Genomic DNA, 15,215 nt, shown 5'->3' with positions numbered 1-15,215 from the left:
CATTTGGATGTTAAATCAAAAACTTATAAAAGATAAAATATCACAAGCTAGACAAAATTTACCTAGTTTGAAAATAAAAGATACTGAAAAACAAAAATATATGCAGGAAATTCAAGAGTTATTAGAACAGAATAATGCTTGTTTAGTAGTACATTATTATGTTGATGCAGAAATTCAAGAACTAGCTGAGAAAACTGATGGATTTGTCGGTGATTCACTTGCTATGGCTAAGTTTGGTTTAGAAAGTAACCGTGATACTCTAGTAGTTGCAGGTGTTAGGTTTATGGGTGATTCTGCAAAGGTTCTTAGTCCTGAAAAAAAAGTACTAATGCCAACTTTAGAAGCTGAATGCTCATTAGATTTAAGTTGTAATAATGGTGAATTTGAAAGATTTCTAGCAGCTTACCCTGATAGAGAAGTTGTTGTATATGTCAATACTTCCGCAGAGATTAAAGCCTTAGCTGATTGGACTGTTACTTCTTCAAATGCTTTGGATATTTGTTCTTATTTGCATAAGCAAGGTAAAAAAATTCTTTGGGGGCCAGATAGATTTTTTGGTGATTGGATTGCTAAGCAAACTGGTGCAGATATGGTACTATATAATGGTAGTTGTATTGTGCATGAAGAGTTTAAAGTTCAAGCTCTAGATGATTTAATGCTTGAGCATCAAGATGCTGCAGTTTTAGTACATCCTGAATCTCCGGCAGAGATTATCAACAGAGCTGACGTAGTTGGTTCAACATCTCAATTAATAGCAGCAAGCCAAAAGCTTAACAATGCAAAATTTATTGTTGCTACAGATACTGGTGTATTCTATAAAATGAAACAGCTATCTCCACATAAAGAGTTTATTCCAGCACCTACTGCTGGTCGTGGCGCAACTTGTCAATCATGTGCGAAATGTCCATGGATGAAGCTAAATCAACTTAAAAATTTAAAAGAATGCTTAATCAATCAGACTAATGAGATATTTATTGATAAAGAGGTGCGACAAAAGGCGCTTACCCCATTAAATAGAATGATAAATTTTTAGGAAATAGTATGTCTGATGTGATGCTAAATACTAATCAAATTAGTAGAGTTTCAGATATTGTTATCACAAGGTTAGTTAGAGAGGCTTTAGCAGAAGATGTAGCAACTGGAGATATAACAGCACAGCTAGCTGAAAATGTTGATACTGTAGCATTTTGTATAACTAGAGAAGACATGATCTTATGTGGTCAAGATTTTGCTAATGAAGTAATTAATCAGCTTGATAAAAGTATACAGATAACTTGGTTATATAACGATGCTCAAAGAGTACCAGCTAATGCAAAAATTTTTGAACTTAAGGGTAATGCTCGAAGCATCTTAACAGCAGAAAGAACGATGTTAAATTTTGTACAAATGCTTTCTGCTACTGCTACAGCGACAAATAAACTAGTCAAATTAATTTCTCAGTATAAGACAAAGCTACTTGATACACGCAAGACTATCCCAGGATTTCGCTTAGCACAAAAATATGCGGTTAGGTGTGGTGGTGGTTTTAATCATCGTATTGGTTTATTTGATGCTTATTTAATCAAAGAAAATCATATTCGCTCAGCTGGTGGTATTGCCAAAGCTGTTGCTAAGGCAAAAAAATCAGATAGTAGTAAAATTGTTGAAGTCGAAGTTACAAACTTAGATGAATTAAATCAAGCGATAGCTGCTAGAGCAGATATTGTAATGCTTGATAATTTTAGCAGTGCAGATATTGATACAGCCGTGAGCGTCGCTAGAGGCAAAGTAGCATTAGAAGTCTCTGGAGATATAGACAGTAAATCTATAATTGCTATTGCTAAAACTGATGTTGATTTTATTTCTGTTGGGATAATTACTAAACATATAAAAGCAATAGATTTATCGCTGCAGATTCAGTTGTAGATATGATTATAAAAAAAGCATGATGTAGCTATAGTAGGTGGTGGTTTAACATTGGATAGATGCCGTTATAAAGTTAGTAATATATTTAGATATGGCGATTATCTATGATCAAAAATTAATCACTGTGCTATAGTGCATATGCTCAAGGTGGCATTGCCGCCATAGTTTTTAGTGATATAGCGTTGAGGATCATATTAATGACACATATATTGCTAGTGGTAAGCTTCAAAGCTTTGAGAGTATTACTCAAGTGCTCCCATCTTGAAGGAGTGTATTCGCAAGCGAGGATAAGACTATGCCGGTAGAGCAGTTACTACAAGCTCATATAAGAACCTTGATAACTTCATGCCGAAAATAATGTTATAGAGCTAATAAAAAAAGATAACAAAAGTATTGGTCTGTATATCTATGATAGTAAAATGTCAAGTTACTAAATAATTATTTTAAGAAAGTAATATTCGCTTCAGGTGATGCCTCAGGATTATATAAAGTATGTGACTAATGCTGCAGCTGATAGTGGCAGTGCGACGTTATGGCATATGATATTGGTTACCAGCTTGATAATCTAGAGTTTACTTAATTTTATCATACTTATTTTTTTGCTCAAAATGTAGTATCTCTTTTGATCTCAAAAGCTATCAGTGGCAGTGGTGCTGTTCTAGAGACTAGAAAAGGTATCAGAATTATGAAGTCAGTTCATCAGCCAAAAGATTTATCATATCCTAGAAATATTGTTGCTAGCTAGACATATGCAGGCTAGTTTAATGCTACACGTCTAAATACAATCAATGGTAGCAAAAATTTCCATTTAATTTATGAGATAATTAATAATCAATCCAGCTTAATGGAATCCCAGTATCTCCAAGCTACACACTATAGTTGTGGGCGGTATTAGTGAGATAATACATTCTTAGACTAGAATTATTTAACTCAAGTAGTGATTATTTACAACAACTAAATCAGACACGCCAACTAATGTGGGATAATGTTGGTTTAGTCAGAAGCCAAGCAGAGCTCAGTAAAGCATATTAGCAGCTACAAGCTTGAATCAGCTATCAAACTCAAACAAAGTGTCAATAGTCATTTTAAAATTTAAAAGGAGAGAAATACAGTGAAAGATAAGATTTTTTCGATACCAATTACTGCTCATAGTGGCGAGCTTTATATTATTAATAATATAAAAGCTTATCTAAAAATAATCTCTCTTTTGCAAATATAGTTATTATGAATTTAAATGCTGCAAAAGCTGCTTTTATTTTAAGATAATAACAAACAAAAAAATAGCAAAACTAAAATCTTTTGCTAGAGCTGAAGTACTATGATTTTATTATAAACTGTGATTCTTACAGCTATTACACCTATTAGCCATCGCATAGATAAAATTAATAATTACTGGTACGGACACACATAGCCAAATATTACAAAATATAAGCCACCAAGATAATAATAAGAGCTTTTTGTGGTGTTTTGTCAATGTAGTTAGCAACCTATTGAATAAAATCTTCACTAAAGAACAGTTGTGGAGCAACTTGGATTTTTGTAGTAAAGACAATATTGCATAAATGCACCAATAAAAATCACTGGTGTTGTAAGTAAATGCTGATAGTTTATATTGCTTATTTAAAATGATTTTAAATAAGACAATCTCTAAGAGATTATATTCACATAAGATAAAAATTAGTAGAAAAACTACAATATAAGTTGTAAAGTTTAATGGTGATAGTTTATTCATTAGATACAGCTTGATAGCTAAGGCAACTAAAATCACAAAATAAAAGCTAATAAAAATATTTGCGCATTTAGATAAGAGTTTAAAACTAATACTAAAAGCACAAAATATTAACCAGTTAAATAATTTCCAAAGCTTAGGTTTGATGATAGAGCTAGTGGTATATTGGTTATTATTTTCGAATTTGAATATGTAAAGTAGCTTTTTTGTTTTAAACAATATAGTAAGATTTATTATACTATTATGGGTTTTAAAAATTTTTATAAAACATTATATTATTTAAACTAGAGCTTAAAAACTGAATATATGAAAAAATACCTTATAATGGCACTTTGCCTTGCTTTTTATAGTTCAGCATTTGCAATGGCACAAAATAATGCCACTAAATCTTCAATAGAGCTACATAAGGCTAAAATTATGAATGCTGATCAGAGCAAATTATACAACTAATTGCTGAGCGTCATGGCTTGAGAGATAAAATGTTAAAGCTTGAGAAAAATCAAAATTTACCAAATTATGATCTAATTAAAGATCAATCACTAGCAAATCCACGCACATCGTTTGCGATACAGTATAATGTTTCTCTAAAGTTAGTTGCTGAGATTTTTGATATTCTAAATAGCAAAAATTTACAACCAACATATCAAAGTTTTTAATAAAAAGTATATAAGAGGTAAAATTAACATGTCTATTTATGATTTTAAGTTAACTGCGAATGATGGTTCAGAATATCATCTACCAAAAGATAAAGTGCTTTTGATAGTTAATGTTGCAAGTAAGTGTGGCTTTACTAAGCAGTATCGTGGTTTACAACATCTGCATAAAATATATCCAGATTTAGAGATTGTTGCATTTCCTTGTAATTCATTTGGTGGTCAAGAACCTGGTAGTGATGAAGATATTAAAAACTTTTGTGAAACTAACTATAATGTCACATTTCCAATTATGAAAAAAACTAAAGTAAATGGTAAAGATGCTGAGCCATTATTTGAGTATCTCAAAGAAAGAGCAAAAGGCGTGCTTGGTACAGAAAGGATCAAATGGAATTTCACTAAGTTTTTAATATCAAAAGATGGTGAAACTGTCGTAAGATATGCACCTAAAACTATTCCAGAAGATTTAATCCCAGATATTGATAATTTTCTAAAAGACTAAAATTAATATACAATTATAATCAAATAACTGCCTTTTTCTACCAAAGAATTATAACTATGATTAACTACTTAGCTATCTTATATTTCATCATACTTTTGCTATGTAGTGTAATTGTATTGATTTCAATAAATCTAAGTCAAAATTATTTGAATATTTTTCCAACTATTGCGATTATTTATTTTGTAATTGTATTGTTATCAACTTGTGGTTTTTGGGATACTAAATCGACCGAGATAATTCAGACAAGATCACAACTACAAAATTTAATATTACCGATTATAGCTATTTTTGATGCTAATTCGCTATGATATCTGCATGCATGGTGATTAGGCTTATATACACACAAGCTACTTTATTACATTTTTGGTGCAAGCATAAGTATTATGATCGCATTTGTGATAATGTATCTAAACTATTGGAATATATATCAACAGATGCTTAGGAAGGTTTCTCGGCATTATCAGCTAGTTGGATTGGTGGTACTGGTAATATTGTTGCTGTCAAGCAGGCATTAACTGCTCCAAATGGGTTATATACTTTTAACAGACTCGATTAGTTTCAAAATGGAGTTGAAGCTAAACAGCCATCAAAGTCAAAACTAGTGTAAGACTTTAACAGAGACGAATAATTATCTTAAAGGATATAATGGTTTTATTTATAAAATATATATATAAAACAAAGATAAAGTTATAGTTTTAGCGCATAATTCTATCAAAAATGGCAAAGATATGCGCAAGTTTTTTAAAACAGGATTATTAATAATATATATAGTTGTGGATTTACCAACTACTTTTGTAACTATTGATGTCGCAGTTACAATAAACTTTGCCAAGCTGTACAAAATATCCCCAAGAACATTTATATCGCATAGTTTGGTGGTATATTGGTTTGTAAGTGTACAGGATAAGTTACAGTTTGAAAATATTGATAAATATATTTATAGCGACACCATTTACAGGCTCAAAATTTGTTGAGTTTGGAGATAGAATTAATTCCATTTTATTCCAAGATACTAAAACTAAATAAATAACTAAAAGTAACTGATGATTTACCTTGAGATTTGTAATAAAGTTGCAGCTAGGATTCAAGTTGGTCTAATTGCTGGCAACAAGCATTCACAATTTAATTTTTTGGCTGAATATTGCCTAAAGGTGATCATCGCTGAAGTAGTATCTATTTTTACGATAAATAGTGCAAAATAAAAATATAGAAAGAACCTTTTGAATTTTTTAGTTTTTAAGTTTATGTGACTATTATTGCATTAGTTTTATAATAATATATAAGTTTAACTTATATAAATATGGTTGTTTATAGTTGATTTATGTTGAGAGTAAATATTGTTTATTTATTATAGAGATACATTTAGTGGTATAGGTTGAATTATCATGGACTTTCTGACATTTAAACAAAATCGCCAAATTGAAGAGTATGCTATTTCCCAAGGTTTAAATCTAATCAAAAATGCCTCTGATGAGATTGTTAAGCTTATTTTCAAAATTTAGTAGGCAAAATAAAATTTTAGTGGTAGTTTGGTATAGAAAACAATGGTATTGCTGCAGCTATCAAACTCTACAATAAAGGCTATAACATTGATATTTATAGGATTTTAACTAATCAAAGTAATAAAAATTACTATACTAAATTCTCAAATCTAAAAAATCATCTACAAGAAATTAACATTAGTAATTATGATGTCGTTATAGATGGCATATTTGATATTGGTCTGGATAGAGATTTAAGTGGTGATGTCTTAGAGTTGTTAAAACTATAAATCAAAACTCAAAATATATCCTAGCTATAGATGTACCAAGTTGCTATGTAGGAATCTAGTCTGCATACAATAATAACATTTGTAGTATTCTCAACTCCTACACAATCACAACCATTTTCAAAAGCAATATTAATAGAGAAATCTATAGATCTTACCTCTATTTTATAATCAATTTTTATTTATAAATACTTGTACACATGGCTTATTTTTTTTTGTATATGAGTTCATATTTCTAGGTGGTATACTTAACATTATCAAATATACAGTATTTAGATTTATAAAAAAATGACAAATCAATTTGAAAATATAGTCTTATATCACATGGTTAAACCAGAGAAAATTTGTCCGTATGGTCTAAAGGCGGAGGCGCTTTTTGAACAAAAATGCTGGAGTTTTGAAGATAATCATCTAAAAACTCGTGCTGAGACAGATGCCTTCAAAGCAAAATATAATTTACATACACTATTAATTTTCATAGATGGTCGACAGATAGGTGATTATAGTAACTTGCTTGATTTTTTAGGTGAGAAATGAATCAGCAGTTAAAATACTTTGTCCTGTCTACTCAAGTATTGCCTGAGCATATAGATCTAAACAAGCATCTAAATAATATTGTCTATCTACAATGGATGCAGAATGTAGCTATCGCGCATGTAAAGGCTAATGGTATCTTTGAACTGACAAAGTCTCAAGGACTTACATGGTTTGTTAGAAAGCATACTATAGAGTATCTATCACAAGGTTTCTTAGGTGATGATATCGCAGCGGTTACATGGGTAGAAAGTATTACTAAGACTTCTACATTTAGAAAATATCATATCTATAGAAAATCAGACAAAGCATTATTATGCAAAGCAGATACACTATGGGTTATGGTAAATGCTCAAAAGGGTAAACCTACCAAAATACCTACAGAGCTAGTCGAAATTTTTGATAAATATAACAGTTTTGAGATTGATGATATTAGTTCTTTAATTTAATAAAAAATTATAAAGCCTATTTTTGCTGAAAATTATTGCAAAAAAATAATATAACTAAAAATAAAGCTAATTTATTAGTTTTTGTCTTAAACACTAAAATATATAGACCGTTGCAGCTTGAGCTACATTTAGCAATTTTATATTACTAAGTGTTGGTATCATAGTTTTTTTAACTACATAAAATCTTGGATACCATTAGCTTCCTCACCAAAAACTAAAATGCTATTAGCAAGTTTAAATTCCTTAGCATAACATTATATACCCTGATGTGGCGTAGTCAGCCATAGCTTGCGCTGCTGTATTTTTACTATGTTTTTTAGCTCAACAAGATTTTCAAGATATCCAAATTTGAGGCTAAATTGTGCCCCCATACCAGCTCTGATTGCTTTAGGGTTAAATTAAAGTTACTTCTTTAAAGCCTACAGCTATAACAGTTCGTAGAATTGTACCGATATTACCAGAATCTTGGAGCCTATCGAGTACTAGGAAAAATCATCATTAAATCTAAGCTCTTGAAATTTGGTGTGGATTTTGTGTTTGATATAGTACTTCAAAATCTTTCTTGGTAACAGTATACTTTTTATCTAGGGCATAACTTGGACTATTAGCTTTCTCAGTTACTAAGATCGCGATAGGTTGTTGCACTAGTTTTTTGAGTGTTTCTTGAGCACATCTAAGTCCTTCAACGACATAATATTGTGATTTTTTCGTCCCTGAAAACTATGAAGTTTTTTTATTTCTTTATAGATTTTTTGGCTAATATTTTTAATTAAATTGATTAGCTAACAATTTTGCTAGTTATTGTATGATTTTTAGCTGAGTGTTTTTAAATAGATTTAATGTGTATTTTTGCTATAACTAGTCAGAAATGTTAAGGTAGATATATTACTAAAAAATTTCTAGAGTATATTATGTAAAGAGAAAAAGATGCCTATACAGCATAGGTATTTTATCCTGCTATTGTTTTAGCAAGTATATTATCATTATTGGGAATCTTAGTGCCTATTGGCTTTTGCCAATAATACTCAAGTTATCTAAAGTTTAATCCTAGAAAAGTTTGGTTGGGTATATAATTTTGGCAATGAGTATCTTTGTTTACTTATGTTTGGTTTTGATGTTTAGTTGTTTTGGAGATATCAATCTCGGTCAAGATCATGAACTACCAGAGTATATAAATATCCATAGTTTGCGATGCTATTTCTGCAGATATGAAAATTAGTTTGATGTTTTATGGTGTGTTGCTAAGCCACTAATTATTTTCTAACTCCACCTAATCTTTCAAGAGATAATTTAGAAATGGTAAAACAGGTGACGAATATAACTTTCTTCCATTGAGGGATAGAAGCTCTTGGTCTGTATATGCTGTAGTTGGCTTATCTTTGGCATATTTTGCATATAGACATGAATCACTATTACCACGCTCGGTACTTTATCAAATTTTAAGTGATAAAATCTATGGTGTAATTGGTCATGCTATTGATATATTTGCGATATTGGGTACCCTATTTTGGGTTTTGCGGACCTCATCAGGTTTTAGTGCGTATATAAGTAAGTTCTGGTATAAGTTTTTTAACGGTATTTGCTGATACACAAAACATCCAAGTTCTGTATATCATAATAATTGTCGCACTTGCGACTATATTTGTAGCTTTAGGACCTTAATGAGATATCAAAGCTTTAAGTAATTTTAAATATTTTACTAGCTATTTTGCTGTTAGCTTTTATCTTATTTCTGTTAATATTAAAGCTGGACTAATACATGATTATATCTAAAATATTGGCTATTATCTAAAGCACTATTGTTAATCAGACTTTTAATCTATATGCCTATAATCAAAACAACCAACAATGGTTGAAAAAGTGGACACTATTTTATTGGTGCTGGTGTATAGCTTGATCACCATTTGTCGGAATATTTATAGCCAAAGTTTCTAAAGATATGACAATACGCCTATTTAATAATAGGTATTTTGTTTATACCAGTAGGTTTTACATTGTTATGGATGACTGTAAATTGTTACGATTGAATGGTCAAGATTTGATAAATTTCTGCCAAGCATTAGTTATTGATAGCAATCAGCAACTATTATTAGTGCCCTTCCGCTTCTGTTTATCTTATTTTTGATAGCTATTTCATTGACAAAGGCACTAAGATTAGATTACCTAAGAATCAAAAAGTATCCAAACACACTCTACAGTTGTTTATATTTCAAAGCAGATAAACACTTAGTAGCTATAGCTGCTAAACTCTCAAAAACACAAGATATTGATTTTCAATAATAGACAGTAACTCCAGCAGTGCTAGAGGTCACTAATAAAATGCAAAAAAACTGCTATAAATGCGCGAAGTTACTAAAGGTGATAATTATGTCCAGTTGATTATAAGTATCAAATCCGGCGATGACTTTGTTTATAGTGTTATGCTTAGTATCAAACAAAAGCAGATATCGATTCTTATAATAGGGTAAAAGTTTTATTAGGTCAAGGTAGTTAATATTATGATATTATTGGCTACTCAAATGAGTAGGTAATTATTGATATAGTCAATCAGTATGATAAACATCTGCATTATTTACATTTAGTAGTAGCTGATAAAGATTGATCAATTAAGTACAGCGTAACTAAAGTTAAATATCCAAGCAAAGCTTACCCATAACAGATAAGGTATGAGTAAATATCCAGCTAGATTATCTATTTATCTAAATACTATAATATTCCAGGCAACAAATATCCATAATATTGACATCTCTAATAGCGCTAAATCAATATTATGCCAGCAGAAAATACAAAGCTCCATAAAAAATTAAGTCCTAACTGCATTACATAGACTATAAAAGCTTTTTCCTTGAATTGCCCTTGTTGAAATATTAACCAACCAGATATGGAAATCATAATATATAAGATCGCCCATACTGGTGCAAATATCCAATTAGGTGGGACAAAGAATGGACTCTCTAGGTAGATAAACCAGCTTTGGATATTTATTGATGTTACCATACCAACAAAATATCCGATAGCTAATATTACTATGATAAATAACGCTAACACTAGCAATTTTATGATTTTGAGTTGGTTCATTTTTAACTCCTTAAATCTGTTAAAAAAGACCTTGGGATTTACAATTAGAAATTGTAGATTAGAATATACTTTTTATAAAGTTTATATATCATAATTATTAACAATTATTTAACAAGGTAATAAGGTAAGTAAAATGCTAAAAAAAAAAACAAGAGCTTAACGCAATATGAGTACGATATTATCATCAATAAAGCTACAGAAAGACACTTTTACAGGTAGATTAATAATTTAGATCAAAAAGGCGTGTATATTGCGGCACGCCACTGTTTAGAGCTGATAGCAAGTTTATTTCAACTTGTGGTTGGCCAAGTTACGATATACATATTGAGAATAATGTAAAACAACTTCCTGATGCCGATGGCAGAAGAACTGAGATTTTGTGTAATAATTGTGATGGTCACCCTTAGCCATATATTTCATGATGAAGGCTACTAAGTTAAACACTCGCTACTGTGTTAACTCTGCTCAGTAGATTTTATACCTGTAGAAGATTTTAGTAATACCGAAGAGATTATTGTTACAGCAGGGTGTTTTTATGGAGTTGAATATTATATGAAAAACTATCAGGAGTAGTATTTCAGCCAGGTTACTGTGGTAGTCAACCATATCCTAATTACACTATGGAGGTGATACTGGTTATATTAAGGTCGTCAGAGTTATATTTGATACTAGCAAGGTTTCATTACAACAAGTTCTTAAATATTTCTTTGAGATCCATGATTTTAAACAGGCTGATGGTCAAGGACCTGATATTAGTTAGAGCAATATAAATCTGATATTTTCTACTATGATGATAAGCAAAAACAAATTGCGGAAGATCTAAAACAAATATTAGCACAAAAGAGCTACAAAATTGCTACAGAGATTAAATTAATGAAGCCATACGCCGCTGAAGACTATCACCTTGACTATTATAAAATAGGTACTTTACCTTATTGTCATACTCACAAGAAAATCTTTTAATTGTGCTGATTTGGAAAAGTCTGTTTTTTTATCAAAAAAAATAAACTTATTGAAATAACTATAAAACCTAATTGTTGTGTAGGTACACCAATCATAAGTTTTGATATTGATAAAAAACTTAGAGGAAGTCCAGCAATACCTGCAACTGTAAATTTAACTAGCCTTATCACACCATTGCCAGCTGCAAAGCCTTCTTTTAATAAATCAATAGCTTTTGATGTTGTAATTATGTTTACAAGTGCTAGTCCAATTGTTACTAAAGCATTTAGAAATATAAAAATATAGATATTATTTAAAAAATATGAACTTAAAATATTTACTATTACTATAATAATTGCAAAATAATAGCCATTCAGGATTAATTTTCTTTGGTTAAGATGAGTTACTTTTCTCCTAATATAATTACTAGCAAAAACTACCCCACAAATATTTAAGCCAAATAATACACAATATTGTGTATAACCAAGATTAAAGTAACCGATAATTAAATTTGATGAGGCTATGATAAAGGTAAATAAAGCACCAAAGCACAAACTGCCAGTCAAAGCACCAATTATAAAAGGAATATTCATAAAATGATTTAAATAAGCCTTAAAACTTATCGCTAGATTCTTTGAGCGTTTGTATGATGGATTAGTTTCCGGCATTATCAATGTTAAGATTAATAGTATAACTCCATAAATACTTAGAAAATGGAAAATATCTTGCCAACTACCAGTTATATATACAATCAAACTACCAATAATTGGTGCGACTATTGGGGCTAGCATAAACACCATAACCATTGTAGCCATCTTTTTTATCAGTTTTTGACCTCTATAGCAATCTTTAAGTACTGCCATTGCGGCCACAGTAGCAGGGGAATCGCCCAATCCTTGTAAAAAACGCATTAATATCAATATGTCAAAGCTATGTGTCAATGAACAAAGTATGGTACTAACTATATATACAAGCATACCTATAGTGAGGATCTTCTTACGCCCAAATCTATCTGATAGAGCTCCCCCAAAAAACATTCCAAAGCTAAAACCGACAAGATATGTAGATACACTAATAGCTACTTTATTGACATTGACGCTAAAGAAATTAGCGATATTGTAAAAAGCAGGGATATAAGTATCAATCGCAAATGATGGTAATGCTACAAAAATTACCACAAAGAAAATAAGATATTTACTACCTTTTCTAATTTCGAACATCATATACTAGATAATTAATTTAAATAGCTTATTTTAACAGATAAATAACTTGATTTAATATCAAAAAGTTCATTATAAGTTCATTAAGCTTGTCTAAAATGTTTTATCAACCTAAAAAATAAAGCTTAGACTATGCTAAACCAGCTTATTGCTATTAAAATAAAGACTAAACTCACACTCTATTAAAGATAGTTGAAGTTTTAGTAGAGATATAATACTATTAAGCTTTAACACTACCATCATCTTGGTTTTGTGCTAATCGATTTGTGCTACCTGAAGTTGCTTGAGCCTCAGTTACAACTGTATCAATGTTTTCCTGAGCTTGTTTAGTATCAGTTTGGTTGACAGAACTAGTTGTTGCAACAGTAGTCGCAGATTTAGCTTTATTAATCGCAGCTTGTATATCAGCAACAGCAGTGTAACCGCCAATTATAGTAGTATTAGCAACTGTAGCATCTTTAGCAGGAGCTATGACTAAGAATGGTGTACCTTGGATTCCAAGCTGATCAAACCCCATTTCTAGTGTAGCTTTAAGATGATCTGCAATCTTATCATCTTGTATAGTTTTTTTAACTTTAGTCATATCTGCACCAGCTTGTTTAGCTACTTTGTCAACAGTTAAGTTCTTTAAGCTACCTTCGTCTTCACCTGTAGCAAAAATGCCATTGTGATATTTAATGTAAGCATCAGAACCATATAATTTATAAATAGCAGTACCAACTTCTGCTGCATATTCAGAAGCAGGTGCTTTTTGACCAAATATTGGAAACTCAGTAAATACTACTTTAACATCACTATTATCTTTCATAATTTTTTCTATTTCAGGAATAAGCTTAGAACAGTACATACACTGATAGTCGAAGAACTCATAAACAACTACTGCTGGGTTTTTAACATCAGACTTAGGAGTTAGATCAGAGTCATAGATACTATCTTTTAATTTTAAAAAGCTGGTTACTGCTTTTTCATTCATTTGCTGTTGCATCTTATTGCGTAGCATGTTCACGTTATTTGCGATACTCTGCAGCGGAATAGCTGGCTTTTTAGCACTTATCGCATCTTCAAACCCAATTATAATTTTATCATTGTTTAGCTGAAATACTTTGATATTTTTATCAGCAGCTATGCTAGAGCCCATACCATAACCAATAGTATAGCTTGCATTAGCTATAACATTAGTTTTATCAGCAGGAGAAGCTGTTTTAGTTGTAGATATACTAGAACCAGAGCTAGAGCTAGTAGCAGTAGTTGAATACTTATCATTACTAGAACTATCTGAACAAGCTACTAAACTTGTTGTAATAGCAGCTATAGCTAAGGCTTTTAAAATTTTTTTATTTGCCAACATAATATTTACTCCTTTAACTATTTCTTTTGAGCAGCCATTGCTTGCTTTTGGAATTCAATCATAGCATTTTGCATTTGATCTGGAGTTAGTTTTGATTTTTTACCATTGATACCATCTTTTAGACCATCGACCATTTCTTGGTTATCTATAGAAATATTGTTTTGACCCATTTGATTTTTCAATGTTTGTCCCATTGTGTAGCCAACAGAATAGCTTACATCATCTTGGTTATCTGGTGTTGCTGCGAAACAAGTAGCGATTAAGGTACCAGCAACTAGTGGCACTATAAGTAAAGCCTTAGTTAATTTCATTATTTAGTTTCTCCTGTTATTTAGATAATGAATACTTTCTCCTAGTAATTCTAACAAACTGTTTATAAATCACAATGTTTTATCTGTGTAACTTAGAAGTTTTTATTTGCTAATCTCCCAATCGATGTGTTCTAAAACCAATTGGTTATCAATAAATTCAGATTTTTAGCTCCTAAAGCTTGGAGATTTACTTGACTAAACAGTGAGTTACCGACTGCAATAGCAATATCTCTTATCCACAAGAGCATAGCCACTTCTCTTAATGGCTGATTATTGGATATTTTTATCAAAATCAGTTGGTGTGACAATACTAGTAGTTCAAGAAGCGGTTTATTTACCAAAAAATCACGCTGTTAAAAATCTCTTTCTGTTTGTTATAGGTGCAGCATTGTCAAAAGGGCAGACTAGTTGACAATCATCACAACCATAAATACGTGTGCCAATTTTATTTCTAAGTTCTAGTAGTTATAGCGCCTTTATTCTCTATAGTTAAGTATGAGATGCACTTGCGTGAATCAATCATCTTCCCAGTTTTGTATTGCATATGGCAAAGTTTGATACATGCTTAAACTATATAGATGACTCCGATAAAAAAAATGAATCCTGTGGACTTTATTAATTAGCATTGAGCTTTTACCTTGCCACCATAAACCTGTTTTTTTTTTAGAGAATGGACGCTCTAAAACAGGAGCGCTATTCGTGAAAACTCTAAACTGATGTCCACCTGCTAATTCATCAATAAACTAACCTAGTTTTTGAAGTTTTTTTATTACTTT

11 protein-coding genes and 8 pseudogenes are annotated in these 15,215 nt (G+C 30.8%); 13 read left to right on the top strand and 6 right to left on the bottom strand.

From position 1 onward, the window contains the following. The first annotated feature begins 7 nt into the window (after positions 1-7). From nadA to FSC845_RS10115, 3 genes and pseudogenes are all read left to right on the top strand, one after another. Complete coding sequence (nadA, locus tag FSC845_RS05130; protein WP_064460995.1) at positions 8-1,033, top strand: quinolinate synthase NadA; 1,026 nt, start codon at positions 8-10, stop codon at positions 1,031-1,033. 8 nt (positions 1,034-1,041) lie between these two features. Continuing rightward, on the top strand, positions 1,042-1,905 hold the full coding sequence (gene nadC / locus FSC845_RS05125) for a carboxylating nicotinate-nucleotide diphosphorylase (RefSeq protein ID WP_064460994.1): 864 nt from the start codon (positions 1,042-1,044) through the stop codon (positions 1,903-1,905). Between the two features lie 30 nt (positions 1,906-1,935). Next, a pseudogene (locus tag FSC845_RS10115) lies at positions 1,936-2,934 on the top strand (FAD-binding protein); the annotation flags it as partial. Between the two features lie 458 nt (positions 2,935-3,392). On the opposite strand, the pseudogene FSC845_RS07385 reads toward FSC845_RS10115, so the two are convergent. Next, positions 3,393-3,856, bottom strand: a pseudogene (locus tag FSC845_RS07385) (hypothetical protein). Positions 3,857-3,940: 84 nt separating this feature from the next. Here FSC845_RS07385 and FSC845_RS05120 point away from each other — a divergent pair. The 6 genes and pseudogenes from FSC845_RS05120 to FSC845_RS05100 all read left to right on the top strand — a co-directional run bounded on the left by FSC845_RS05120 (position 3,941) and on the right by FSC845_RS05100 (position 7,540). Next, positions 3,941-4,290 (top strand): annotated as a pseudogene (locus FSC845_RS05120) (chorismate mutase). A gap of 28 nt (positions 4,291-4,318) precedes the next feature. Further along, positions 4,319-4,789, top strand: coding sequence for a glutathione peroxidase (locus tag FSC845_RS05115; RefSeq protein WP_064460993.1), 471 nt, complete (start codon positions 4,319-4,321; stop codon positions 4,787-4,789). 728 nt (positions 4,790-5,517) lie between these two features. Then, positions 5,518-5,982, top strand: a pseudogene (locus FSC845_RS09735) (hypothetical protein); the annotation flags it as partial. A gap of 192 nt (positions 5,983-6,174) precedes the next feature. After that, positions 6,175-6,601 (top strand): annotated as a pseudogene (locus FSC845_RS07370) (NAD(P)H-hydrate epimerase); the annotation flags it as partial. A gap of 244 nt (positions 6,602-6,845) precedes the next feature. Continuing rightward, positions 6,846-7,094: a hypothetical protein gene (locus FSC845_RS05105; protein ID WP_064460991.1), complete on the top strand. Its 249-nt coding sequence runs from the start codon at positions 6,846-6,848 to the stop codon at positions 7,092-7,094. Continuing rightward, entirely contained in the window at positions 7,091-7,540 is a 450-nt protein-coding gene (locus tag FSC845_RS05100) for an acyl-CoA thioesterase (protein ID WP_064460990.1), read from the top strand. The genes FSC845_RS05105 and FSC845_RS05100 overlap by 4 nt, the downstream gene beginning before the upstream one ends. Positions 7,541-7,633: 93 nt before the next feature. Here the strand turns inward: FSC845_RS05100 and FSC845_RS05095 are convergent. Beyond that, positions 7,634-8,310, bottom strand: a pseudogene (locus FSC845_RS05095) (TrmH family RNA methyltransferase). Positions 8,311-8,621: 311 nt separating this feature from the next. Here FSC845_RS05095 and FSC845_RS10110 point away from each other — a divergent pair. Both FSC845_RS10110 and FSC845_RS08925 read left to right on the top strand, forming a co-directional pair. Next, positions 8,622-8,759 (top strand): BCCT family transporter, encoded by a 138-nt coding sequence (locus tag FSC845_RS10110; RefSeq protein ID WP_227806660.1) that lies wholly within the window; start codon positions 8,622-8,624, stop codon positions 8,757-8,759. A 112-nt stretch (positions 8,760-8,871) separates the two neighbouring features. Next, entirely contained in the window at positions 8,872-9,126 is a 255-nt protein-coding gene (locus FSC845_RS08925) for a BCCT family transporter (RefSeq protein WP_227806659.1), read from the top strand. A gap of 1,016 nt (positions 9,127-10,142) precedes the next feature. Here FSC845_RS08925 and FSC845_RS05085 read toward each other — a convergent pair. After that, a pseudogene (locus FSC845_RS05085) lies at positions 10,143-10,618 on the bottom strand (TspO/MBR family protein). A gap of 177 nt (positions 10,619-10,795) precedes the next feature. Between FSC845_RS05085 and FSC845_RS07360 the strand changes: the two are divergent. After that, positions 10,796-11,581: pseudogene (locus FSC845_RS07360) on the top strand (peptide-methionine (S)-S-oxide reductase). Here the strand turns inward: FSC845_RS07360 and FSC845_RS05080 are convergent. The 3 genes from FSC845_RS05080 to fipA form a co-directional block, all read right to left on the bottom strand. After that, the gene (locus FSC845_RS05080; protein ID WP_064460989.1) at positions 11,578-12,780 is read right to left on the bottom strand and encodes an MFS transporter; all 1,203 of its coding nucleotides are present in this window, start codon (positions 12,778-12,780) and stop codon (positions 11,578-11,580) included. The pseudogene FSC845_RS07360 and the gene FSC845_RS05080 overlap by 4 nt on opposite strands. Positions 12,781-13,000: 220 nt before the next feature. After that, a complete protein-coding gene (locus FSC845_RS05075) occupies positions 13,001-14,125 on the bottom strand; it encodes a thioredoxin domain-containing protein (protein ID WP_144416533.1) in 1,125 nt (374 codons plus the stop codon). Between the two features lie 20 nt (positions 14,126-14,145). Then, positions 14,146-14,439 (bottom strand): infectivity potentiator lipoprotein FipA, encoded by a 294-nt coding sequence (gene fipA, locus FSC845_RS05070; RefSeq protein ID WP_064460987.1) that lies wholly within the window; start codon positions 14,437-14,439, stop codon positions 14,146-14,148. 262 nt (positions 14,440-14,701) lie between these two features. On the opposite strand from fipA, the gene FSC845_RS08190 reads away from it, so the two are divergent. Further along, on the top strand, positions 14,702-14,851 hold the full coding sequence (locus FSC845_RS08190) for a hypothetical protein (RefSeq protein WP_158506402.1): 150 nt from the start codon (positions 14,702-14,704) through the stop codon (positions 14,849-14,851). Positions 14,852-15,215 lie beyond the last annotated feature (364 nt).

The sequence above is a fragment of the Francisella persica ATCC VR-331 genome (genome assembly GCF_001653955.1).
Classification (GTDB): domain Bacteria; phylum Pseudomonadota; class Gammaproteobacteria; order Francisellales; family Francisellaceae; genus Francisella; species Francisella persica.
The sequence above is the reverse complement of the archived record's forward strand: the minus strand, read 5'-3'. Positions and strand labels throughout refer to the sequence as shown.

Excerpts from the sequence above, each read along its gene's own strand:
- FSC845_RS10110 (WP_227806660.1), top strand. The coding sequence starts at position 8,622 with ATGAGTATCTTTGTTTACTTATGTTTGGTTTTGATGTTTAGTTGTTTT.
- fipA (WP_064460987.1), bottom strand. The coding sequence starts at position 14,439 with ATGAAATTAACTAAGGCTTTACTTATAGTGCCACTAGTTGCTGGTACC.
- FSC845_RS05080 (WP_064460989.1), bottom strand. The coding sequence starts at position 12,780 with ATGTTCGAAATTAGAAAAGGTAGTAAATATCTTATTTTCTTTGTGGTA.
- nadA (WP_064460995.1), top strand. The coding sequence starts at position 8 with ATGTTAAATCAAAAACTTATAAAAGATAAAATATCACAAGCTAGACAA.
- FSC845_RS05100 (WP_064460990.1), top strand. The coding sequence starts at position 7,091 with ATGAATCAGCAGTTAAAATACTTTGTCCTGTCTACTCAAGTATTGCCT.
- FSC845_RS05105 (WP_064460991.1), top strand. The coding sequence starts at position 6,846 with ATGACAAATCAATTTGAAAATATAGTCTTATATCACATGGTTAAACCA.
- nadC (WP_064460994.1), top strand. The coding sequence starts at position 1,042 with ATGTCTGATGTGATGCTAAATACTAATCAAATTAGTAGAGTTTCAGAT.
- FSC845_RS05115 (WP_064460993.1), top strand. The coding sequence starts at position 4,319 with ATGTCTATTTATGATTTTAAGTTAACTGCGAATGATGGTTCAGAATAT.
- FSC845_RS08190 (WP_158506402.1), top strand. The coding sequence starts at position 14,702 with ATGGCTGATTATTGGATATTTTTATCAAAATCAGTTGGTGTGACAATA.